Raw genomic sequence first — 24,007 nt, 5'->3', positions numbered from 1 at the left:
TTTTGATGTTAGTGTTAGATGTTTATAATACTTTGTGAAGTATAAAAAAGCCCCATTGCGATACCTATCACAATGGGGAAAGATTAAACTATTTTACTAATAAAGCTTCTAGCTTCTGTAAACGAGCTTCTAATTCTGCTATTTTAGCATCTTTAGCTTTTAGAGCTTTGTCTTGCTCTATGCTATGCAGATAGAGTTCCTCTATCTTCTCTACATTAGTGAGTTGAGTTGTCATAAGGTCTATATAACCTTGTTTTTTGATTTCTGCAGCAGACAAATACCCTGGCAAATGCCCATTGGTTTTTACAAAGTCTTCTACTTGGCTAAGGGTTTTAAAGTGATAATCTGCTTTGATGCTAGAGTTACCTGTGTAATACTTTTGGAACACATAGTCTGGGAAAATGGTAGCTCCGCTGTATCCTATAAAACTTTTAGCTGTAACTGCTCCGTCGTCTGCTATGGTAACTCGGTTATCATTAGTTCTAGCAGTAGTACCATCAGAAGTAGTAGCCAATCTAGCTAAATTATTATTAGCATCATTAGTCCACAAGCCTAGAGCCGTTGCAGAAGTTCCTACTACCAGTTTACCATTTTCATCAGCCATTACACTTTTAAGCCCATTACCTGCTAATGCGGTAGATTTAATAGAGCCACCCACTACCAGTTTCTCATCAATATCAGGATTAGCCTCATAAGCGTAAGCACCTCCTATCCCTACATTTCCGTTGTCCTTAATAATGAGTTTAGGTCCTGAGCTTGGAGCAGAATTATCCGTATTGTAAGACCACAAGTGCAACCCCTCTCTGTAACCAGATGCAGGGTCAGTTGGGGTAGCATTGTAGGCGTTAAACCACATCCATCTGTTGGCTTGTGTAGCTCCTGTTTTAGAATCGTTTTGAATATTGATTACAGAGCCTATTGCCCCTTCTCCTAATGCTGTAAATGAACGGGTGTAAGTATGCGATTGGTTAGTAATCCAAAAAGCATCAATATTGGTGTCAGACTTAAATTTAACAATGTTTTGATGATTAGGATATCCTCTTACCAAAAGGCGTTCATCGGTAGCTTTATTACCTACTCCAAGCCCTGCATCAGGAGAGAGGAACATGGCAAAATAGGGCTGAGAGTCTGTTGTTCGTCTAACTCCCCAAGCTAATTCAGATGAAAACGAATTCAAATCATTATACTCTAATACCGTTGTTCTGAAAAATGAAGCATTTCTATCTCCTGAAAAAGTACCTGTAGGGTCTCCTACTCTAAAGTGTATTTGTCCTATTCCATCATCGCTTTGTATAGCGGTAGGGTTATCTATTGTGCCTCTTAATTTTTCTAAAACCAGTGCTGTAGGGTTAATTGTGTTAGTATATCTTGTTATTCCTATCCCATAAGCCGATAGTGAAAAACCAAGTTCATTCACTTTATCTGGAGATTGAAAAGAAGCAGTTATTCTATTTCTTTTCTCTCCCCCTGAATCTAAGAATGGGAGTATAACCTCTCTGTTAACTATCCCATTGCTTGTAAACTTATTCTCTTTCCAAATCTCGCTATAGGTTCCTGCGGCACTCTTTACCCACTCTGTACCGTTGTAATAGTAGTAGCCTTTTTCGGTGATTTTAGCTACTTTGGCATCTGTACCTGTATAATCTGAAATTTTACTATCGGCTTCGTCTGTAGCATAAACTAATGTCCCTTCTACAGGGCTAGCTATAGCAGCAATACGGGTTTTAGAAAGTTTCGGAGCGATGAACCCTTCGTTAGTAGTTCCAGCTAAGTTAGTAGAGGTAGGTTGTACCTCTAGTGTAGCAGCAGGTTTACTGGTATTAACCCCTATTTTACCGCTTTGTCCATAAGCTACCAGCCCTAGTCCTAGAAAAGCTAACACACTTAATTTTGTAGCTGTTGTTTTCATAATATTTAATTTTAAAATTGTTAATATTTAGATTATAGATTTTAGATGTTGGATTTTAGACTTAAGGGTTGAGGTAATACTAAGCTCTAATATCTCACCTCTAAGCTCTGATATAAAAAAACGCCTTCCCCCTCTAAACACACACAAAACGAGAGGAAAGGCTGAAGCAGAAAGAAAGTAAAAACTCCCTCTCTGAACGCTAAAAGCACCTAACAAGAACGACCTTGTTTTAAGACAAAACAATGGTGCTTTTAGCATGTATTTATGAAAGCTAAATTTAGAATAGTATAAATGCAAAAAGCCTCCAACGAAAGTTGGTGGAATTGTATTTATAATTAACGATAAAAGTTGAAGTAATTTTCTAGATAATACGGCGCATACCCACGAAACTAATTGTGTGTGTGTGTGTGTGTGTGTGTGTGTGTGTTTACACAATTATCTGAAACTACCAAATAATTGGAGTACTTTTTTACACTTATTTGTATGTTATTGATATTGCGTGTCATAAAACTGAAGCAAACTTATAACCTTTTGCAGAAGTGTGCAAGTTTTTGAGAGAAATTTTATACAAAACTCTCTTAATTTTTCTGTTAGGTAGGTTTTATAAGGTCTATATTATTCTTAAATTTGTAGAAAATATTTTATCTATGAAAAAGTTTATCCTAATGACTGCGATAGCAGTAAGTCTAATGTCTTGCAACAGAAGTGAAAATGATGAAACTGTAACAGAAAGCACCCCTGTACTTCCTACTAAAATTCATTCTACATCAGAAGACGGCGACGATTCCACTATCACTCTTACCTATAACGGAAATAAACTATTAGAAATAGTTGGAGCTTATGGTTCAGATACTAATACTATCAATTTTGAGTACTCTAACAACCTTATTTCTAAAATTGTTGAAAAAAAGATGTAGATATTACTACTACTACCTTTGAATACCTCAATGGTAGACTTACCAAAACCGTATCAACAGGAACTAAAAACAACAAACAATATAGTTTAAAGATAGAAACTAATTATACCTATAATACCGATGGTACTGTAACAACTGAAGAAACTCAAGTTTATACCTATCCAAGTGGCACTTACACTAGTAGTGGGTCTTATGTCTACACACTCACAGACGGACAGGTTTCTAAATATGTAAGTACACATACATCTCAATATTCCACAAGTGTTTTTAATAGCACTATTTCTTATGATGATAAAAATGGTATTTTCAAGAATATAGCTGGGTTTAAGGAAGCTCTATTAGGTCTAAATCTTATTATGGAGGGCGAATTATCTTTTACACAAAATAATTATACTACCTATACCTCAATTGATAGCAACGGCAATACCTATAAAACAACATATCAAAATACCTATAACTCAAATAGCTACCCTACTAATATAGTTAGTACTTATACTTACTCAAATAACAGCAATGGCAGTAGCAGTGATACTAATACCTATACCATCACCTACAATAAATAAATTGTTTCTAATAAGCATAGGCTACCCTTAAAAGGTAGCCTATTTTTTATTTAAGTGTCTAGCAACCAAAACTATTGCTATCATCTTCAACACCTATTTTTTCTAAAATAGTTTTGAGTAAACACCAATTAGTTACAGAGGATTGTAATAAGTTAAGCCCCACAAAACCTGTAAAGAAAAACCAATTTTCGTGCACATAAAGTCCCAGTAGTAAGCTGGTTAAAACCATAGTTCCTGCTACGGCGTGTATTATTCTTGTTTTCATTTTTTTTAACTAATGTATTTCTGTTGTTATTTATCTCTTAAATTAGAAAACATTGCTAAGTTGTTAAAAAAATACCTAGCAATGTTTATGTGAAAATTTGTTTTAAAGTTACTCTGGTATTTCTGCAGATTGTTCCGATTGGATTTTATCCCATTTCTTTTTCTCTGTCATATAATATACCAAAGGGACTACAAGAAGGGTAAGAACTGTAGAAACTATAGCTCCAAAAACCAATGATATTGCTAGACCTTGGAAAATAGGGTCAAAGAGAATAATTACTGCTCCTATCACAACCGCACCAGTAGTTAATAAGATAGGCGTTGTTCTTACCGCTCCAGCTTCTATAATTGCTTGTTTCATAGGTACACCTTCATTCAATCTAATTTCTATAAAGTCTATTAACAATACTGAGTTCCTTACCATTACACCAGCTAAGGCTATCATTCCGATAAATGAAGTGGCGGTAAAGAATGCTCCTAACAACCAATGCCCTAGTACAATACCCACTAAAGAAAGAGGTATAGCAACCATCATAACAATAGGTGTTTTAAAGTTCTGAAACCAACCTACAATCAACATATAAATAATGATGATAACTACTAAAAAAGCAGCTCCTAAGTCTCTAAATACTTCTAAAGTGATTTGCCACTCTCCGTCCCATTTTACGGTAAAATCGCTTTCATCAGAAGGCTGTGCCATATACAACTCATTGATGCTATATCCTTCAGGGAGATTCATTTTTTTGAGTTTTTCTTCCATACCCAATATAGCGTAGGCTGGACTTTCTAAGACACCTGCCATATCAGCTAAAACATAAACTACTCGCTTTTGATCTTTTCTATAAATACTCTTCTCTAAGGTGTGTTTTTCCACTTTAGCAATATCGCTTATAGGAAGTATGTTACCCATTTGTCCCTTTACTTTAAGAGCAGTGATGTCTTGTAGCGTAGCTTTTTCGGCATCATCTAGCTTCATAACCATATTAACAGGCTGATTGGACTTTTCATCGTACAATGTAGAGATAGGATACTCTCCCATAAGATAAGTAAGGTTACCCACCAACTGCTGAGGTGCGATGCCATTTAGCATACTTTTCTCATTGTCAGGGATTATTTTAAACTCTGTTTGTGGAGCTTCTACCATCCAATCTACATCTACTACATCATCTGTTTGTTTTAAAATTTGTTGTACTTGGTCGGCAATTTTTACCTGTTCCTCATAATTAGGACCATAGACTTCAGCTACTATAGTAGAAAGCACAGGTGGACCTGGTGGCACCTCTACAATTTTAATATTAGCACCGTAATTTTTCGCTATCTTTTGTATTTCTGGTCTAATGGTTTTAGCTACATCATGACTTTGTTTGGAACGAGCCGATTTATCCAAAAGATTCACTTGAATATCTGCGGTATTGCTTTGTCCTCTCATATCGTAATGTCTTACCAAGCCATTAAAGGTAATGGGTGAGGAAGCTCCAATATAATTCTGATAGTTTACTACTTCAGGGACGGTTCTTAAATACTGGGCAACATCTTTAGTAACAGCAGCCGTTTTTTCTAAAGGTGTACCTTCTGGCATATCTATTACAACCTGAATTTCATTTTTATTATCAAAAGGAAGCATCTTAACCGCTACCCATTTGGTGAAAAATGCCAATACAGAAATCAGCAATAATACTGCAGTAACTCCTAATATTGTCCATCGTTTCTTAGAACTATCTAATAGTGGCTGTTCTATTTTTTTGTACCATTTATAAATTAAGCTCGTTTCTAGACCTTGTTCTTCTTTATGTTCCTCATTATCTTTTACTTTAAGTAGATGATAGCCTAAATAAGGAGTGATTGTAAGTGCTACAAAAAGTGAGAGTAACATTGCTATAGAAGCTCCTATCGGCATTGGGCTCATGTAAGGTCCCATCATTCCAGAAACAAATGCCATTGGTAGAATAGCAGCAATTACGGTAAAAGTGGCTAAGATAGTAGGATTTCCCACCTCGTTGATAGCATAGATGGCTGCTTCTTTAAATGGGAGCTTCCTCATGTGGAAGTGGCGGTGCATATTTTCTGCAATAATAATACTATCATCTACCACGATACCCACTACAAATACTAATGCAAATAGTGTAATCCTATTAAGAGTGTACCCTAAAACATAATAACTAAACAGCGTAAGTGCAAAAGTAAGAGGTACCGAAAGGAAGACCACTAAACCGCCTCTCCAACCCATAGCAAGCATTACCAAAATGGTAACTGCTAAAATAGCAACACCTAAGTGCATGAGTAGCTCGGATACTTTATGGGAAGCTGTTTCGCCATAGTTTCTAGTTACTTCTACATGTACATCTGCAGGAATGAGATTTTTCTTTAAATGTTCTACTTTCTCTAGAATTTGCTCTGATATTTTCATAGCATCAGCTCCCTTTACTTTAGAAACAGATAGAGTGATAGCTGGATATTCCGAAGGGTTTTTCTGTCCTTTTTCAGTATGTTGACCAAACCCCATACTTACATAATTGGCAGGAGAAGAAGCACCGTCTTCTACCTTAGCAATTTGCTTTAGGTACACAGGCATATTTTGGGAAGTCCCTACTACAAGGTTTTCTACATCTTCTTTAGAGGTTAAAAATTGTCCTGTGGTCAGTAAATATTCCTGATTATTATTAACAAAACTTCCTGTTTGAGAGCTTCCGTTACTCGCTTGTATCATTTGCATTACAGAAAGGGCATCTACACTAGATTCTGCCATTTTAGCTTTATCTAAAATTACTTTGAGTTGGCGGGCTCTTCCTCCAATAACATTGGTTAGAGAAACATCTTTTACTTTTTTTATTTCTGAAGCTAATTCCTCTGTTATTTGTCTTAATTGATAATCATTATAGTTTTCGCTCCAAAGTGTAAGCCCTAGCATTGGGACATCGTCTATAGACCTTGTTTTAACTATAGGCTCGTAAACTCCTTTAGGAAACATCATTTTATGTTTCATAAGCTCGTCATAGAGTTTTACATAAGAGCGTTCTGTATCTTCACCTACATAAAATTGTACGATAAGCATGGCTTTCCCATTCATTGCCATAGAATGTACATGCTCAACTCCTTTGATGTTGGATATTATCTTTTCAAGCGGTTTTACCACTCTATTTTCTACTTCTGTAGGGTTAGCTCCAGGATAGCCTACCATAACATCTGCCATCGGAACTATAATCTGTGGCTCTTCTTCCCTAGGTATTAGGGTAGAGCTATATACGCCTATTATCATCAATGCAATCATCAATAAAATGGTGAGTTTGGAATTGATGAAAAATTCGGCAATGCGTCCTGCAAATCCTTTTTCCATATTTTTAATTAATTTTTTAGCGGTTTAAATATTAAATTTATTCCGCTGTTAAACGCTTTATTTTACACTTACTTTAGCACCGTTATAGAGTTTTCCTTGAGAGGAAATAATATAAGGCTCTTGAGAGGATAACCCTGAAAGAACTTCTACCTGATCTCCCATTACTTTCCCTACCTTTATCCAACGGAGCATTGCGGTATTATTAGCACTTACGGTGTAAACTCCTGTAAGTTGCCCTTGCTCTACTAGAGCTGATTTTGGGATACTTACAGACTCTGGTAAATCTTGGTTAAGTTTTCCGTTCCTTTTGAATGGAAACTGAACATTTACAAACATACCTGATAAATAACTACTACTTTGTAGAAGGTTGATTTTTACTAAATATTGTCCACCTGTATTCGTAGCGGAAAGGCTCACATCTGCCACGGTGCCAGCTATTTCTTGGTTGGTAGATTTCATTAAAACTTTAACGGGCATACCACTCTTAACTAAAGTAATATCTTGCTCCGAAACTAAAACCTGAGCTTGTAAATCGCCTGAACTTTCAATAGTTAAAATAGGCATTCCTGGACTTGCCATATCTCCTTGGTTGGCATATTTAGCAGTTACCACTCCAGAAATAGGGGCGGTAATATTGGTGTATTTGTATTGTGAGTTTACTTCAGACTTCATCATTTGGGCTGCGTCTAGTCCTGCTTTTGCCATATCGTATCTCCCTTTCATATCGTCTAACTCTTTCTGAGAAGCGCTTTGGTTTTTGTATAGATTTTGAAAACGCTGATAGTCTTTTTGAGCGATTTCAAAATTGGCTTTAGCTTGTGCAATTTGGGCGTTTACCTGTCCGCCTTTAGCTTGGATATCAGTATTGTTAATACTTACGAGACCTTGTCCTGCTTTTACGAAATCGCCTACTTCTACCGTTAGACCAGTAATGTAGCCCATCATTCTTGTAGAAATATTTACTGATTTTTTGGCAACCAACTTGCCACTTGCCATAGCGTAACCCAAATTGTTTGTAACTGAAGAGTTGCTGAGTTGTACCTTAATAGGTTGGCTGTTATCTGTAATTGTTTTTGAATCGGAAGAGCAACTGCCCAAAACGGCTACTGCCACCACTAAGATGCCTGTTTTTATTTTATTCATAATTATTTATTTAAAAAATTAAAGTATTCTAATGCGATGTTATATTCAAAAATAGCTTGTTGGTATTCTAATTCTTTTTTAGACATTGCAGTTTCGGTATTCAAAAGGTCGGAGGCCTTTTCCAGACCTTGTTCGTATCTATTTTTTCTGATTCTGTAAGCCTCTGCACTTTGCTCCCATGCAAGTTTGGTTAGACTTACTTTATTATCGGTGTCTTGTACTTGTCTGTAAGCTTTCGCTAATTCTAATTCTGCTTGTTTTTGGTATTGCTGTATTTCGGTTTGAGTTTTTAGTATTTCGGCTTTTTGCTTAGCGATTTCGCTATTAGACTTCATACCATCAAATACATTCCATGATAACTGAACGCCTACTAGGTAGCCGTTGGCATCAAACTGATAAGGCTTGTTGTCATACATTTCAAAACTTCCGAAGGCGTTTAATCTAGGTAATAGTTTGGACTTGGATGATTTTATCATATAATCGTAAGCATCTAAAGATTTTTGATAGGCTTGTAAATCTTTTCTATCTTTTTTAAGTTCTGGAGTATTTACAAGAGCTACGCCTTTATAGTTTAAACTTTCTGTTGGTTTTAATACTTTGTCTTGGGGATTTTCATTTAATAAAAAATAAAGATAATCTGAAGCGTTTTTAACATTGGATTTTGAAAACTGAATTTGGCTCTCTATTTCAGCAACTCTTACATTCATATCCAAAACATCAGATTTTTGTAGCATTCCGTTTTTATAATAATTATCAATAACTTTTTTATTTGATAAAACGGTTTCTCTAGCTCCTTCCAATACCTGAACCACTTTATAAGCCATTTGTAATTGCATATAGGCTTTTTTAATTTCAAATAGAAGATAATCTTTAGTTCGTTCTTGCTTTAGAGTTAATGCTTCTACTCGCACTTCTCCAGCTTTTTTTTGATAAATCGCATCTTGATTAAAGATGGGTTGTTGCACTTCTAGCTTGGTGGCAAAATTGAAAATATTATCAGGATTGTTGAGTTTTTTAGGATCAAAATCCATCATAGTTACACGCTCCTGATTAAGCCTTGAACCAAATGCCATTAAAGGATTATTAGTAGAAATACCCGTATAAGAAAGGTTGATATTAGGCAAATACATCGCTCTAGACATAAGCAAATCTGCCTTTGCAGAATTGACTTCCGCTTCTGCTAATTTTAGCTGTAAATTCTGCTGTTCTATTTTTCTTTCTAAATCCTCTTGGGAAACACTAACCACTTCTTGAGAATACATAAGTACTGAAGCTAGTAATGTTATTCCTGTAAAAAAGAATCGTCTCATATTATTTTATTTTAGGACAAAACTATCCTTATTAGTTGGTCTAGTGCGTAACTTTAGTTACATAGATTTTGTATAATATGAGTAAAAAGAAAAACCGCACAACACTGTGGTTATGCGGTTAGATTAGCTATAAAAAAATATATTACTTAATTATGAATTTTATAGTCTTTGAGTCTGCTTTTAATAAATAAACTCCTCTGGAAAGGTTTGAAACATCTATTTCGTTAGAAGGCTTAACTGATTTCACTTTCTTCCCTTCCATACTGAAAATATCTATTTTATCAAAATCGTTCCAGTTAGAAAGATACAACTTACCTCCAGTAACTGGATTTGGATAAATTTTTAAATCTTTAGCCCTAGATACCTCTTGAGTGGAAAGCTCTGTCTTCCAAATTAGATTAACCCATTCTGGGTGGTCTATGAAAGGATTTCTGTTACTTTGATGATTGTAAACTGCATTATTTCTATCTATTTCTCTTTGGCTCACAGGGTCTTGGTTATGCCAAGTGAGTAAAATATCTAGTTGCCAATCTTCTAAACTTTGTGTGGTTGTCCCATTAAGCATTGTACCTGATTGGAAAGTTGGGACTTGTTTTTCATATCTCGTTACAAAATAAAATATCATTCTTGCCACATCGCCTTTAAACTCATCTATCGGTTCAAAAACTACCCCACTATAGCCTATAGTATTATTAGTCCCAAGTTTAGAACCATTCTTAGAAGTCCAACTGACATTACCTACAACTCCAAACGGATAATTCCCTCTTTTTCCATTAACATAACCGTCTGTAGGGACTACAAAATTAGCATCACTTTTCATCGGGAATGCATCAGAAAATAAACTTTGTGGTACAATATGTTCTCTGTTATAACAACTCCCTTCCCCAGAATAATTGCCGCATTGGTTAACTCCATAATTATATGTGTAAGAGTCTTTTCCTTTAGGATTTTCGGAGTAAATGTCTAGAATTGTATTGTCGTTTTCGTAATATAAATCTCTGTCTGTGGTAGCGTAAGCTCTCCAAAGTCCAGAATACCCCTTATCTTGATGACCGTTAGTAATAATTTCACTCAACTTACTTTTAAGAGTGTATCCCGAAAGTCTTTCTGTACCGTCATAATAACCTGCTGGAATTTGAGCCAATCCGAATCCTCCTATCAGAAAAGCTACTATTAAATAAATATTTTTCATAACCTATTGAATTTAATTTTGTACAAATTTAGTGATTATAAACTACTTAAAATTTAAGTAACTCTTATTTATTTTTGAAAATATAAAAGAGATTATCAATCCAAAAAATAAGGCTGTCCCCGTAACTATCAAATAGTTTCTTAATTCTATTTTTACAGGGAAGGGTAATAATTCCCCTGCTTTAAACAATCCCGTTTGGATTTGAAATAAACAAATTAAACTTCCTATAACAAGCCCCATAATAACACCAAAAACAACTACAAGACTTCCTGTATAGAAGTAAATTCTTCTAAGTTCCTGCTTAGTCATTCCCAAGGAAACTAAAGTTCTAGATTGCTCTTTTTTATCCAACTGAAGAATAATAATTGCTCCAGCCAAATTGAATGTTGTAATGAAAATTACCAGCCCGAAAATGAGATAAATCATCAATTTTTCGGTATTTATCATCTTCCAAAAAGCAGCATTTTCCTCCTCTTTGGTGCTTATCTTAACATGTGTAAGCTTACCCTCTAAATCTTTTTTAACAACATTAGCGTTAGCACTATTTTTTAGTTTAATCACAATGCTATAAGCTGTACCTTTGGGCAAGTTTAGAAGTTCCTGAGTCAGCTCTATAGGGGCTATAATATAACTATTAAGTTGGTCTTTACCATTAAAAACACCTGTTACAAAAACTTCTTTTTTGTTAAATATATCAGATTCTTTGTTTATAATACCTTTCCCTGGTTTAGGCATAAAGAGCTGTGCATAATCTCTATCAGACCCTACAGGAATAGAAAGCCTAGAGTTAAGTCCATTCTCCATGATAATGTCATTGGTATAATCAAAAGAGAGATAACTTCCGAAAAAAATACTATTTTGTATAGGGTTAACTTTAGTATAAACCGAATCTACGCCTCTTATATAGGCTATTTCTCCATTATTATTGTAGTCTAGGTAGACCTTTTCTTCTATAACTTTAGAAAAAAATAATATGGATTGGTTCTGTTTTAATGCATCTGTGATTTTATCTATATTCTCTAAAGTCTTTCCACGAGTGCTAGTAATGGTTAAATCGGCGTGTAAATCTTCTACTAAATCCTTATTGAGCTCTTCTAAACCTGAAAAAACAGACACAATAATAAACATAGCTGCTACCGCCACCATCATAGCTATAGCTGCCAAACCAGTAATAAAACTTACTGCTTGGCTACCTTTTTTTGCCAACAAATAACGCTTTGCTATATAAAAAGGAGTGTTTTTCAATGTTTTACTTTTTAGAGTATAGGGTTATCTCCTTCTCCTTTTAGTTCTTTTTCTATTCTTTCTACTTCGTCTAAACTAGTGTCTAAATAAAAGCTTAACTGAGGAATTACACGAACCTGCTTTGCCATTTTATTACCTATAAAATGACGATATTGAGATTTATTTGCTTCAATCTCTTTCATTATTGCTTCACGATAATTCTGAGGAAAAATGCTTAGATAAATCTTAGCAATTCCTAAATCAGCTGTTACCTTTACATCAGAAACAGATATTAAAAATTGTGCTTTACTGTCAGCTGCTTGTTTTCTAAAAAGCTCAGAAAAATCTTCTTGTATAATTTGAGCTATCTTTCTTTGTCTATTACTTTCCATAACTAGTGCAAAGTTAGCATATTTGTTTTAAATATACGGAAAATTGCCAAAATGAGCCTACAATAACAAAACGATTATCTAATATATAATTTTTATTTTAGCCGAAACATCAAATAAAAAACTGATAATAAAATAATTATATATTTATTACTTAGTATACCTACAGATTTTTAGTAAAAACACATTAAAATAAAGTAATAAAAAATTTGGAGATTAAATAAAAAAGCGTATTTTTGCAAACACAAAATTCAACCACTGAATTTTATAGGTCCTATAGCTCAGTTGGTTAGAGCACCTGACTCATAATCAGGTGGTCCCTGGTTCGAGTCCAGGTGGGACCACACATAAAGCACCAATAATTAGTTGGTGCTTTTTTCATGTTTGAAAATCAAGCTTTTATATATTATCTTCTAATATTTTCACCTTACTTCTATTATCAAACCTTGTCTAAAAAGGCATACAATTAGGGTTGCAACTTTTCAAAATTGGGTTGCATATTAAATCACACATTCTTAATAATTTACAAATAATTATGAATACAAATATTCTAAAAATATTGTTCCTAATTTCTGCAACCAGAATCAATAAAAAAGGATTAGTTCCAATTATTTGCAGAATTACTTACTATGGCAAGAGAAAACCTTTTTCAACTGGATTATTTATTAATCCTAAGCATTGGGATAGTAAGCAACAGAAGACCAAACCTCCTAATGAAGAAAATACTTTTGTCAATACCCAATTAAGCCTGATTAAACAAAAAATTAATCAGGCTTTTTTATTTCTACAAGTTCAAGAAAAGGATTTTGAGGTAGAAGATATTTACCTGCAATACATTGGTGAACCTATAAAGGAAGATAAAACCATTTTAAAGTTATTTCAGGAACACAATGACAAGATGGAAAAGCTAATAGGTAAAGAATATTCTATTGGTACTTTATGGAAATTTAAGCAGTCTTTTGAGCTATTGAAAGGATTTATCAAATTTCAATTCAAAAAGAATGATTATCCTTTTAAAAACTTAGATTTACAATTTGTACAGGATTATGAATTTTATCTAAAGACTGAAAAAAATCTTGCTCCTGCTACTACCAATAAAGCCATACAAAGGTTTAGGAAGATTATTAAAATAGCTATATCTCAAGGTATTTTAGATAAAGACCCTTTTATGGATTATAAAGTAAAGCATATCAAAAAACAGATTGTTTATCTTACTACTGAAGAATTAAGTAAACTTGAAAACTATCATTTTAAAGCGGAGAGATTACAACAAGTAGCAGATATGTTTGTATTTTGCTGTTACACAGGATTAGCCTATAATGAAATGGCTAATCTTGAAGAAAAGCATATCATTAAAGGGTTTGATGGTAATAATTGGATAAAAATGATAAGGGAGAAGACCCAGAAACAAATATCTATTCCATTATTGCCTAAAAGTTCCGAAATACTTGTAAAGTACCAGAGTAAGGTAAAAAATGATAAACTTTTACCATTATTAAGCAACCAGAAATTTAATGCTTATCTAAAGGAAATTGCAGATATTGTAGGCATTGATAAAAACCTAACCCATCATATTGCAAGAAAAACTTTTGCTACAACAGTATTACTCTATAATGATGTTCCTATGGAAATTGTCTCTGAATTATTGGGACACTCAAAAATTTCTGTAACACAAGAGCATTATGCAAAAGTAGTACAGAAAAAAGTGAGTGAGCAGATGCAAATTTTACAAAAAAAATTAAAATAACATTGGCTGTTTTTCTCAAAATGCTTACCTTTGCAGGGATATAGTTAAAGAATTCCCTAACACCTCAAGCAACTATATTTTCAGAGTTTTATTTATAGATTCCATTCTATACATTTTTCTATAAAATCAACGAGTTTTTTAGTTCATTTTGAAAGTATATACTTTCATTTAATTCAAAATTTTATTAAAATGAAACCAAAAAAAAACATTTTTGAAGTAGATGATAGGCTACTTGCAGAGGAAGCACAAAATGTCAGAAACTATGAGGAAGACGAAATAGAAGAGTATTATATCAAAAAAAGTTCTTGGGATGCAGATTTTGAACTTGAAAAAATTTCAATTTCCAAAAACAGTCCAGATTATGAGGAAGTTATTAAAAATGCTGCTACAAAGGAAGATTTAATTAAGAAAGGTATTATTGAGGAAGATAAGAAATTAATGAAGGACAATTGTGAGTTGCCAATTGTAGAACCCATTAATATAATTGAAGACCATAATGCTGAAAATTCTCAATCAATAAGTCTATACGATTTTGAAAAGTCTTTTGATGAAAATTTTGATAATGAGAATGTTAAAAAATACATTCTTATAGAAGTTCGTGGAAAAGACAACTTCTCAGTTATAAATCCTTCTAACTTACCTACACCACAATCCAAAATTATTATTGATATTGAAGCTATTGAGAAGCATAGCAGTATGGAATTTGCTTTAATTGACTATGACACAATATTTGGCACAAGATTTACTACTTTTATAAAATATGATAGTGATTTTCTTGCTTGTGATGAAAGGGTATTTTTTGAGGGACTGTTGATTAAATATAAAAAATTTGGCTATAAACCTTTTTATTGGTCAAAGGAAGTAATATATAAGGAGACAGGCATTAAAAAAGACAGAGCCTCTAGAATTATAAGCAGATTTGTTGAATTGGGAATAATTTCAACTGAAATTAAACGTAGTGTTGTCTCCAATAGACCTCAACAAATTACTTATTTTGACCTTAATTCAGACATAATTTTTGATTTAATACCCAAACTCTTTAAAGATAGAGAAGACATCTTTATTGTCGAGAAAAACCTTAAAGAATATTTATCTCCAGTATACAGAGGTACATCAGAAATTCTTCGATAAAGTACTATCAGCCACTCAAAAAAGGGTGGCTGTTTTTTGTTATATGGAAATCCGCCAATGTTATATATTAAGTAAAACCGTGAATGAATTATCTTATTATTGACGGGATTTCTCTAATGGAAATAAAGTCCTATCAGCCACTCAAAAAAAGGTGGCTGTTTTTTGTTATATGGAAATCCGCCAATGTTATATATTAAGTAAAACCGTGAATGAATTATCTTATTATTGACGGGATTTCTCTAATGGAAAACATTATTGTCTGTGTTTTCAAAATTTAACTCCACCAATCTCAAAAGAGATTGGTTTTTTACATCTATAAAGTACCAGGATAATGGGTGAAGATTATCATTTATACCTAAAACAAGTCAAAAAGGTATTCATTTTAAATCTTAAACAATACCTATAAATATTAACAATTTTAAATTTCAAACAACATGCAGTTAAGACAAAGTGAAAGAAGAAAAGCCAAGATAAAAATGGCTCTTCAAGGAAGTGCAGGAAGTGGTAAAACATATAGCAGTTTACTTCTTGCAAAAGGTTTAACCAATGGTAATTTATCCAAAGTTGCCATTATAGACACAGAAAATGGAAGTGCAGATTTATACGCCAATCTTGGCAATTACAATGTACTTTCATTAACACCACCATTTACACCAGAAAATTACATCAAGGCAATTGAAGTCTGTGAAAATGCAGGGATGGAAGTCATTATTTTAGATTCTATTTCTCAATCATGGGAAGAACTGTTGGACTACCATTCAAGTTTAGCAGGAAATTCATTCACAAATTGGGCAAAAGTTACTCCAAGACAAAACGCTTTTATTGATAAAATACTTCAATGTAATGCTCATGTAATTGCTACCATGAGAACTAAACAGGATTATGTTTTGAACCAGAAGGATGGAAAATTCATTCCTGAAAAAGTAGGATTAAAAGCAGTACAAAGAAATGATTTAGATTATGAATTTACCATAGTTTTTGATATTGATATTAAACATTTTGCGGTATCAAGTAAGGATAGAACAGGTTTATTTATGGATAAACCAGAATTTAAAATATCTGCTGAAACAGGTAAAATGATATTAGATTGGTGTAATGAAGGAGTAGAAAAAGTACCATTATCAACTAATAGATTGTCAGAAACTCAAGTTTTAGAGAGTATAAAGTGTTGCAACACCATTGCAGAACTATTGGCTTTATACAAACAGTATCCTGAATACCAAGAAAACTTAAAACCTCATTATGAGGAAAAGAAAAGTTTATTGATACAATTGTCTAACCCTCAAAATTTCTCAACCAATGGAATACATAAATAATTTACCTACTACTACTTTAGAGGAAGCATTTGAATTGGAATTAAAACCAGTAAAAAATACTAACATAATAGAGAAACCTTTTAAATTAGAGGTATACTCTAATTTGGTGGAAAGTAAAATGAATACTTATTCTCCAGATTCTGGTATTTTACAAATCCAAGATGTACCAGAAGCATTAGAAAGTAAATATGTTCATAAACCTTTTATAGAAGCCAATACACAAGAAGTAAACCTGTATCATTTGAAAAATGACTGCATCATTCCTGTATTCAGTAAGGATAATGAAAAAACAATTGCACACCAAGAATTTATTGAGATTGCTCAAGATTGTGTTACAAAGGTTTTTCCTCATCATTCTATTACACAGCCTGAAATTAGGGTTTCTCACCAAATTAAGGGTAGAACTCCTGATGCTATTCACCTAAATGTTAAAGATTTGCTTGACCATCAGAAAACCATCTATTATGAGAGAATGGCATTTATCATTCAAATTCCTGGTATTAAGGATACCATTAATGGTAATGAATTATCTCTTACTATTGGTGGGGTTAGAAGCTATAATTTGGAGAATTTATACAACAAGAAAACTTTTGAAAAGTTCAAGTTTTTTATAGGTTTCCAAAATAAAGTATGTTGCAATCTTTGTGTTTGGAGTGATGGTTTTGTAGATGATATAAAAGTTAGTTCATACCAGGAACTGCAAAATAAATTGATGAATGTTTTGAGCCAATACAATGCAGAAAAACATTTGTCGGAGATGAAGGAATTTGCAGACTATTCCCTTACAGAACACCAATTTGCCCAATTAATTGGCAGAACAAGATTGTATCAGCATTTACCTAAACCAGAAAAATTGGCTTTACCTACCTTAAATTTTAATGATGGGCATATTAACACCATTGCCAAAGATTATTATGAAGATGAAAGTTTTAGTAGAGATAATGGTGGAAATATCAATCTTTGGAATGTCTATAACCTCTTTACCCAAGCCAATAAAAGTAGTTATATAGATACTTTTTTAGACCGAAATTTGAATGCTTTTAACTTTACCAAAGGTATTCAGCAAACTCTCAATGGTAATTCAAGTTATCATTGGTTTTTGAGTTAGAGGAACTGCCCTACTTTTTTGTAGGGCGGTTTTATTTTTTAATTTCAGATATATCAATTAGTTTAATATCGAAATCAAATTGTTGCATTTCCTTAACAACCTGAACTAATGAATATTTGGCAATGTTTGAATTGCATCTATCAATTCTTTCTAATATTGTATGGTTTTTATAATGATTATTTTTAAAAGCCATTACAAAAGAAATATTCAATTTTTTATCTCTAATATTATTTATAAAATCATCAATATTTATAAGTTTATTGGGGTTTCTTGAATTATACAGAATTAAAGTATTTTTTAAATATTCAATCCCATTTGTATTTTTAATATCATTTGATAATCTTTTGGCAGCCAAAATTACTTGAATATATAAATCTCTCATTTTTGTATTAAACCCATCTTTCACATGAATGAAATAAGCAGTTCCATCATTTATATAAAGAATATCACATAACTCTATATTTTCAGATATTACTTTATCTAAAACGAAGTAATTATCAAAAGGTTCATAACTTTTATTATATGCGTCTTCATCATCTGAATCATTCCAATAAATTAGAAGGTTTTCTTCTAAACGGTATTTTGTGTAATAAGCTTTAGCATCTTCATTCATTATAGATAAAAATTGATTTTCAAGAATATACCAATGTCCATCTATTTTAAAATATTTATTTCGCTCAAATTCTATTTCAGCTGTAATATGAGAAAATAGATTTCCATATGTTTTTTCTTTATCATCTATAAATCCTACAATGTTTAATTTATATACATCTTTTCCAATTTCAAATCTATTGTTAATGTCAATTGTATTATCATAAATATATTTCGTCGTAATAAAGTATAAATCATTTCTATCAAAAACCCTTATATCCTTTTTTCCTTTTGAAAATTTATAGCGAATAAGAAACTTATTGCACTCATAAAATGTTTCAAGTTTTGAAGGATGAACGATTTCAATGACTTCATTTTGCAACTTTCTTGCTGTTTGTGGATTTTCATGCCTTAAAACATCATCAATTATAAGCTCTTGTAGCTGCCTATTTAATTTTATAACTAACTCCTCATCATTTATTTTCGTAAATAATGTTAAATTTTTAGGAGTATTATTTTCATAAATATCTTCAATATCAATAATTAGTTGCTTTAGTTCAGAAAAATCAATTCTTTTTCTCAAATAAAAATATGAACCCACTTCCATGATTGCCAAATTAGTATCAAGGTCATATTTTTTAAATAGTCCATCTTTTAATTCATCTCTAACTTTTAATTTAATTTTTGTCGGAACATTTGAATAATCTAATGTTTCTGAAATAGTTTGATTAAAATTAAAAGTTTCTTTTTTAGAAGAAATATTATTTGCAATACTTCTTGTATTTAGTTCAATTATATTATCAGAGGTAACATCAGCAATTCTCTGATAAATTTCAATACCATAAGACGGATGAATAAATTTCTTAATTACATTCATTCCACTACCACCAATTACGCAATATAATTCTTCTTTATATTTAGTGAATAGAACATAAGAAAATTCTAAAATCTCAAAGTCTTGCTCTTCTGTTAATTCAATTGGTAAGAAAACTTTCCAATAAAATTTTTCTTGAATTTGTTTATAACAATAGAACCAAAACTTAAAATCTCCTTCCTCATATTCAGTTATTTTTGGCTCTTCAATATTAACATCTCTTTTTTTTGATTTATGCATTAATTTTTTGATGTGATTATCTTTCATTATTATAATCATTTCATCAAAAGATTTTTCTCTAAACTCATAATAAGTCTTATCAATTTTGAAAATTTTCAAATCTATTTTTAGGCTGTCTATATCCATTATGTTTTAAGCTACTTATTTAAATATTTGGTTAATTGTATAGCTCTAAAAGTTATAAAACTCTTTTGCCCCTTCAATAGATTTTCGTCTAATTTCTTCTATATCACCATCATTAGAATAAATACTTTTTGTATTAGACTTAAATATTTCATGATATGAAGGGTCTATTGTTAATATTTTTAAATCAAGTAAACGAAATTTTATAACCGTCTTGCTTATCTTAAAAAATTCAGATAAATACTCACATAAATTTTTAAAGTCATCTCTATTAACTTTTTGCTTATCTAAAAATATTGTCCCTTTATTTCTGATACTATTTTCTTCTTGCCATTTAATTACTTTTGTAATTAAATCTACTTCTGGAAGTGCTAAACAACCTGCTAAATAATTGGCTTGCCACTCAATCCAATTTTTGGGATTATCCAAAATATACTTATTTTCGATATAACTAAATTCTGAATCTGAAAATAGTTCATATAGATTTTTATTTATTAACAATTTTCTATGTAGAAAATAATGTGCAACTTCATGATAAAACACAAAACCATACTGATTAGTATTGTCAACAGATTTATTAATTAATATCTTATTTTCATTAGGTATAAACTGACCTAATTCAGCTTCTGAACTGGACAAAAACTCAAATTTAAGATTATGATACTCTTCAAGATATTTCTTGAAATTTTCTAAATTGTACCTTTCTGTTTTTGATTTTGTATAAAAATCAGTTATTATATTTTGAGCAATTTTATTTATTCCTTCTTTAGATAATTTCTTTAATCCATAAATTGTTTTTATCAAGAAAGAATCATAAAGACATTTCTTAATATTTGTTAGAACCTTATCTTCTAATTCTAAGTTAATTTTTTTTTTCTTATTAAGAACTATATCGTAACCATTTTCATTTACCTCAATAAACATGAATCCTTTATTGTTGGCAATATTATATCCACTTTTTTGTAAAGAACCATTTGCAATTATTACTCCCTTTACTTGAAACCCTTTTAAACTATTAATTTTTGTTTGAAACTCTTCTACATCATCAACAGGAACATTTTTATTAAGGTCTTTACATTCAACTATATATACTAAAGTTGGTTTTTTTGCTCCTTTAGTAATTACTTCAATTGAAATATCAAAAATTATATATCCCTCTCTATCTGGGGAGTAATATTTCTTTTTCTTGTAAATTTTACTAATAGAAGGGATAATTCCTAATTCTCCATTATTAAGTGCTGTTTCAATGATTGTGAAACATCTATCCTCAAATCTATCCCCTTTTTCTGTTGTACTCATTCAATTAACAAATGTTTAATAAATTTTTCCAAAAAAAATCTTAAGCCTAAACCCACCTATAAACTTACCCCCACTTTTATTTGAGAAACAAATTCCCCCCACACACCTTTTTATAAAAACAGGAAATTTCTGGACAGTAAATAATTAGTTTTTTTGAAGGACAAATTTATTCAATATCAGATAGATAAACAAATGATTTTTCTTCTTCCTTTTCTTTTATAGTATTTCATCAACTTATCAAATACTCTTAGTTTCCTGGTACTTCACAATCCAACTCAAATGCTAAATCATCAACTTGTTTAGTATTCTACTTAGCATTTTAAAATTACACCAACAGCCCCTAAAAACCCTCACAGATATGGAGCAATGATAATCATTGTGCTTATCTATTTTACCTTATAACTTTATTGAAATTCAAGGTGATAGCTGTATTTTTTTTAGGTTCTGGTATTAGGATAAGTTTCTCAATCAACTCAAAATTTTAAACCAATGGTAAGAATTATTAATTACAAAAAAAGAATGGCAGAGAACAAAGAGTTCTTTGTATTAGAAGTTTCTGGGGGAATAGAAATGGTAATGAGCAAAATTACAGGGCAATTTTATGCTACCTCAAAAAGAGCCTATGTATCTTCAACTTTTGATGAAGAAACCTGTAAAGCATTAATTGGCTCTGAATTTCCTGGTATTATTATGAAACAAGAATGTGAACCTTATGAGTACACCATTAAAGACACAGGAGAGGTAATTACTCTCAATCATAGGTATGTCTATTTACCAGAAGAACCAAAGAAACCACAACCAGAATCTGCTTATCAGGACTTTAAGTCAGATGTAGAAGCATTTTCACAAAATGGAAAATATGCAATAGCTGATTAAATCAGAAAATCCAAATTTTACTGTAAGACTATATAAGTCTTACAGTAATTTTTAGGTGTATCTGCACAAATTTTATTTTTTAGCAATAATAATGGTTAAAAAAAATCTATGCAGATAAAACCTTATATTTTCTTTTCTATCATATAGAGATTTGGAAAATGTATGGTTTCATTTGATAATGGTATAAGTTAAATTTTAAAATATCATTAAAAAAGAATGAGTGCAAACCTGCCTAAAATTTGTAAAAATCAACAAAGAAATTGAAATAGTACCAGAAACAACATGGTATTAATAGCCAAAATTTATTTACTTTGCTTTATGGTTACAACTTACACATTTCCTATTAGTATTTTAGAAAGTAATTTAATAGGAACGCGTTTTGAAATTAATTATTCTTTTGTGTACTTTTTTAGTTCAGAGAAGAATGATATTTTTCAGCAAATTAATAAGCATAAGGATAAAATTGTTGAGGAAATTAACAAGAGGAATTTTGAAATTGTTTTTACCCAAAACACCATTGAAACAGATACTTTATTAGATGTTTGCAAGTACACTATACCATTTATTGATTTCAATAACCTGAATAATTTCAGCAGTCCTTTTCTTACTCAATTATTAAATCTTACTGAAATTAAGGAAAATATTAAAAATGCTTTTGTTTACAGAATTGGTAATCAATTATATATTGTTGCCATTCAAGAGGAGTTTTCATTTAATGAGTTGATAGATGCTTTCCCTGTATTAGAAGATACTTTCCATGTATTAGAAGGTGTTTTCCTTAATTTTCAGCCTGATTTTGTTGATTTTGTTGATTTTGATGATGATTTTGACGAGATTCCAATTGATGAAGACACCAAAATTCTTGTAAATGATGTCCTTAAAAAACTAAAACATCTGAATAAAACAGGGCAATTTTTAACCATCCTTCCATTTCTTGAAGAGAAAATCAGAGAGTTTAAGAATACATCAAAAGTGCCGTTAAGCAGACTTTATATTGATGAGAATTACAGGATTTTCTTAAAAGATTACCAAAATAGGGAAATAAAAATGAGCCATCTCACAAAATCTTTATATTTCTTGTTTCTAATGGGTGGTAGTTTTTCTTTGCAAGAATTAGGAGAATATAAAAAAGAGCTTTCTGCTATTTACCAAACCATTTCTCATCAAGAAAATTTTGACAAAATGCAGGAAAGTATTGAGAGATTATTAGCAAATGAAAACAACGAAATCTATATCCATTTTTCAAGGATAAAATCTGCTTTTTTAAAAGTAATTGATGAGCCTTTTGCAAAGTATTACTACATTACAGGTAGAAAAAATGAGAAAAAGCGAATAGATTTAGACAAACAGTTTACCAATATTTTTGATTTACAAGAACAACTTTTCCCAAAACATAAAAGTTTTATAACTCGCCAAAAAATAGCAGACATTAATGAAGCCCTAAATTTATAGTTGCAACCTTGCAACATTCTGGTTAGTATGTATAGATGGATTAGTTTTGTCCAATATAACAATTGGGATGAGATTAATTAACTACTTCAATAAGTTCTGTAATAGGGACCTCCAGATTTTTAGCAATCTTGTAAAGCGTGAAAATATTAGGACAAGTTTTTCCTGCTTCAATTCTGCTCATATTGGATTTTTCAAAATTACAGGCAGAAGCCAAATCAACTTGAGAGATATTTTTACTTTCTCTCAACTGCCTAACTCTTTTACCAATCTTGATTTGCAGTTCCTGCTTATCCATTTTTTTATATTAACAGCCAAAAGTGGTCATAAATGATAATTTTATGGTTATCATTTATGATAACTTTTGTATCTTTGTAACTTAAACTTTTTCTTTTTTATGAAAACAATGAAATATTTACTTCTAACCGCAATTTCAATTCTGTTATTAAGTTGTAGCAGAAATGATGATGAAAATTCAAATTCAATAAGAAATCTATCTGTTGAAATAGTTTTAACACAAGGGAAGGCCTCTTACATGAAGATAGTTCCCGCTGATGAAAGTAATCTTTATGAGGATAAAGATGTTAAGGAGTACAATAATGTGAGTCAAGCAAATTTTGTACTTCCTAAATATTCAGACCATTTTTATTTAACCATTCAAGGTAGCCAAAAGAATCTTGCTGGTTATGTTAAAATTAATGGAATGAAAACTGATTTTACAGTAATTGACTGGTATTATCAATACACCTATTACTTGGATGATTATTTTAAGTAGTTTTTTATGAATGATTTATACAGATTTATAGTAGAAAACTATAAAAAAATAAGCAGTTCTAAAGTTTTAGATATTTCACAACAACAATGTAACAATTTAATGATAATGACCAATAATTTATTTCAAAGAAATATAAATATTTGGAGTGATGCTATCATTAAAGGATACAGTAATAGGATTCAATATTATGCAGAAGAAATAAATTTATTTATAACAATAACAAAAAGGGGGGG

21 protein-coding genes and 1 tRNA gene are annotated in these 24,007 nt (G+C 31.4%); 11 read left to right on the top strand and 11 right to left on the bottom strand.

The annotated features are described in order from the left end of the window. Positions 1 to 88: 88 nt before the first annotated feature. A complete protein-coding gene (locus tag GXW81_RS04905; RefSeq protein WP_161531436.1) occupies positions 89 to 1,909 on the bottom strand; it encodes a hypothetical protein in 1,821 nt (606 codons plus the stop codon). Between the two features lie 647 nt (positions 1,910 to 2,556). Between GXW81_RS04905 and GXW81_RS04900 the strand changes: the two genes are divergently transcribed. Next, complete coding sequence (locus GXW81_RS04900; protein ID WP_161531435.1) at positions 2,557 to 2,826, top strand: hypothetical protein; 270 nt, start codon at positions 2,557 to 2,559, stop codon at positions 2,824 to 2,826. A gap of 356 nt (positions 2,827 to 3,182) precedes the next feature. Then, positions 3,183 to 3,389, top strand: a complete 207-nt coding sequence (locus tag GXW81_RS04895) for a hypothetical protein (protein ID WP_161531434.1) — start codon at positions 3,183 to 3,185, stop codon at positions 3,387 to 3,389. Between the two features lie 58 nt (positions 3,390 to 3,447). Here the strand turns inward: GXW81_RS04895 and GXW81_RS04890 are convergent, their stop codons facing one another. The 7 genes from GXW81_RS04890 to rbfA all read right to left on the bottom strand — a co-directional run bounded on the left by GXW81_RS04890 (position 3,448) and on the right by rbfA (position 12,248). Further along, complete coding sequence (locus GXW81_RS04890; RefSeq protein WP_161531433.1) at positions 3,448 to 3,654, bottom strand: DUF2892 domain-containing protein; 207 nt, start codon at positions 3,652 to 3,654, stop codon at positions 3,448 to 3,450. 108 nt (positions 3,655 to 3,762) lie between these two features. Continuing rightward, a complete protein-coding gene (locus tag GXW81_RS04885) occupies positions 3,763 to 6,987 on the bottom strand; it encodes an efflux RND transporter permease subunit (protein ID WP_161531432.1) in 3,225 nt (1,074 codons plus the stop codon). A gap of 57 nt (positions 6,988 to 7,044) precedes the next feature. Further along, positions 7,045 to 8,130 carry an efflux RND transporter periplasmic adaptor subunit gene (locus GXW81_RS04880; protein WP_161531431.1) on the bottom strand — a complete coding sequence of 362 codons (1,086 nt, stop codon included), beginning with the start codon at positions 8,128 to 8,130 and terminating at the stop codon, positions 7,045 to 7,047. 2 nt (positions 8,131 to 8,132) lie between these two features. Further along, entirely contained in the window at positions 8,133 to 9,440 is a 1,308-nt protein-coding gene (locus GXW81_RS04875; RefSeq protein WP_161531430.1) for a TolC family protein, read from the bottom strand. Between the two features lie 142 nt (positions 9,441 to 9,582). After that, positions 9,583 to 10,632, bottom strand: a complete 1,050-nt coding sequence (locus GXW81_RS04870; protein ID WP_161531429.1) for an endonuclease — start codon at positions 10,630 to 10,632, stop codon at positions 9,583 to 9,585. A 42-nt stretch (positions 10,633 to 10,674) separates the two neighbouring features. Continuing rightward, positions 10,675 to 11,877, bottom strand: coding sequence for an ABC transporter permease (locus tag GXW81_RS04865; protein ID WP_161531428.1), 1,203 nt, complete (start codon positions 11,875 to 11,877; stop codon positions 10,675 to 10,677). A gap of 11 nt (positions 11,878 to 11,888) precedes the next feature. Beyond that, on the bottom strand, positions 11,889 to 12,248 hold the full coding sequence (gene rbfA / locus GXW81_RS04860) for a 30S ribosome-binding factor RbfA (protein ID WP_153936817.1): 360 nt from the start codon (positions 12,246 to 12,248) through the stop codon (positions 11,889 to 11,891). 267 nt (positions 12,249 to 12,515) lie between these two features. Between rbfA and GXW81_RS04855 the strand changes: the two genes are divergently transcribed. The 5 genes from GXW81_RS04855 (at position 12,516) to GXW81_RS04835 (ending at position 17,547) form a co-directional block, all read left to right on the top strand. Continuing rightward, positions 12,516 to 12,589, top strand: a tRNA-Ile gene (locus tag GXW81_RS04855). Between the two features lie 191 nt (positions 12,590 to 12,780). Next, positions 12,781 to 13,992 carry a site-specific integrase gene (locus GXW81_RS04850; RefSeq protein WP_161531427.1) on the top strand — a complete coding sequence of 404 codons (1,212 nt, stop codon included), beginning with the start codon at positions 12,781 to 12,783 and terminating at the stop codon, positions 13,990 to 13,992. 189 nt (positions 13,993 to 14,181) lie between these two features. Next, on the top strand, positions 14,182 to 15,123 hold the full coding sequence (locus GXW81_RS04845) for a hypothetical protein (protein WP_161531426.1): 942 nt from the start codon (positions 14,182 to 14,184) through the stop codon (positions 15,121 to 15,123). A 434-nt stretch (positions 15,124 to 15,557) separates the two neighbouring features. Further along, entirely contained in the window at positions 15,558 to 16,439 is an 882-nt protein-coding gene (locus GXW81_RS04840) for an AAA family ATPase (RefSeq protein ID WP_161531425.1), read from the top strand. Further along, complete coding sequence (locus tag GXW81_RS04835; RefSeq protein ID WP_161531424.1) at positions 16,423 to 17,547, top strand: DUF3871 family protein; 1,125 nt, start codon at positions 16,423 to 16,425, stop codon at positions 17,545 to 17,547. Before GXW81_RS04840 ends, GXW81_RS04835 begins: the two co-directional genes overlap by 17 nt. 31 nt (positions 17,548 to 17,578) lie before the next feature. Here the strand turns inward: GXW81_RS04835 and GXW81_RS04830 are convergent, their stop codons facing one another. Together GXW81_RS04830 and GXW81_RS04825 are read right to left on the bottom strand one after the other, a co-directional pair. Beyond that, positions 17,579 to 19,378, bottom strand: a complete 1,800-nt coding sequence (locus GXW81_RS04830; protein ID WP_161531423.1) for a DUF6119 family protein — start codon at positions 19,376 to 19,378, stop codon at positions 17,579 to 17,581. Between the two features lie 45 nt (positions 19,379 to 19,423). Beyond that, positions 19,424 to 20,674, bottom strand: coding sequence for an ImmA/IrrE family metallo-endopeptidase (locus GXW81_RS04825; protein WP_161531422.1), 1,251 nt, complete (start codon positions 20,672 to 20,674; stop codon positions 19,424 to 19,426). A 489-nt stretch (positions 20,675 to 21,163) separates the two neighbouring features. Between GXW81_RS04825 and GXW81_RS04820 the strand changes: the two genes are divergently transcribed. Both GXW81_RS04820 and GXW81_RS04815 read left to right on the top strand, forming a co-directional pair. Then, positions 21,164 to 21,550: a hypothetical protein gene (locus GXW81_RS04820; protein WP_161531421.1), complete on the top strand. Its 387-nt coding sequence runs from the start codon at positions 21,164 to 21,166 to the stop codon at positions 21,548 to 21,550. Positions 21,551 to 21,868: 318 nt separating this feature from the next. After that, positions 21,869 to 23,002, top strand: a complete 1,134-nt coding sequence (locus tag GXW81_RS04815; RefSeq protein ID WP_161531420.1) for a hypothetical protein — start codon at positions 21,869 to 21,871, stop codon at positions 23,000 to 23,002. A gap of 73 nt (positions 23,003 to 23,075) precedes the next feature. On the opposite strand, the gene GXW81_RS04810 is transcribed toward GXW81_RS04815, so the two are convergent. Further along, complete coding sequence (locus tag GXW81_RS04810; RefSeq protein WP_161531419.1) at positions 23,076 to 23,297, bottom strand: helix-turn-helix domain-containing protein; 222 nt, start codon at positions 23,295 to 23,297, stop codon at positions 23,076 to 23,078. A gap of 237 nt (positions 23,298 to 23,534) precedes the next feature. Between GXW81_RS04810 and GXW81_RS04805 the strand changes: the two genes are divergently transcribed. Both GXW81_RS04805 and GXW81_RS10395 read left to right on the top strand, forming a co-directional pair. After that, positions 23,535 to 23,774 (top strand): hypothetical protein, encoded by a 240-nt coding sequence (locus tag GXW81_RS04805; RefSeq protein WP_161531418.1) that lies wholly within the window; start codon positions 23,535 to 23,537, stop codon positions 23,772 to 23,774. Between the two features lie 6 nt (positions 23,775 to 23,780). Continuing rightward, positions 23,781 to 24,007 (top strand): hypothetical protein (locus tag GXW81_RS10395; RefSeq protein WP_221410755.1); only part of this gene is annotated, 227 nt, incomplete at its 3' end.

It is taken from the genome of Riemerella anatipestifer, from assembly GCF_009932355.1.
Classification (GTDB): domain Bacteria; phylum Bacteroidota; class Bacteroidia; order Flavobacteriales; family Weeksellaceae; genus Riemerella; species Riemerella anatipestifer_E.
This window is presented reverse-complemented; position numbering and strand designations above follow the sequence as displayed.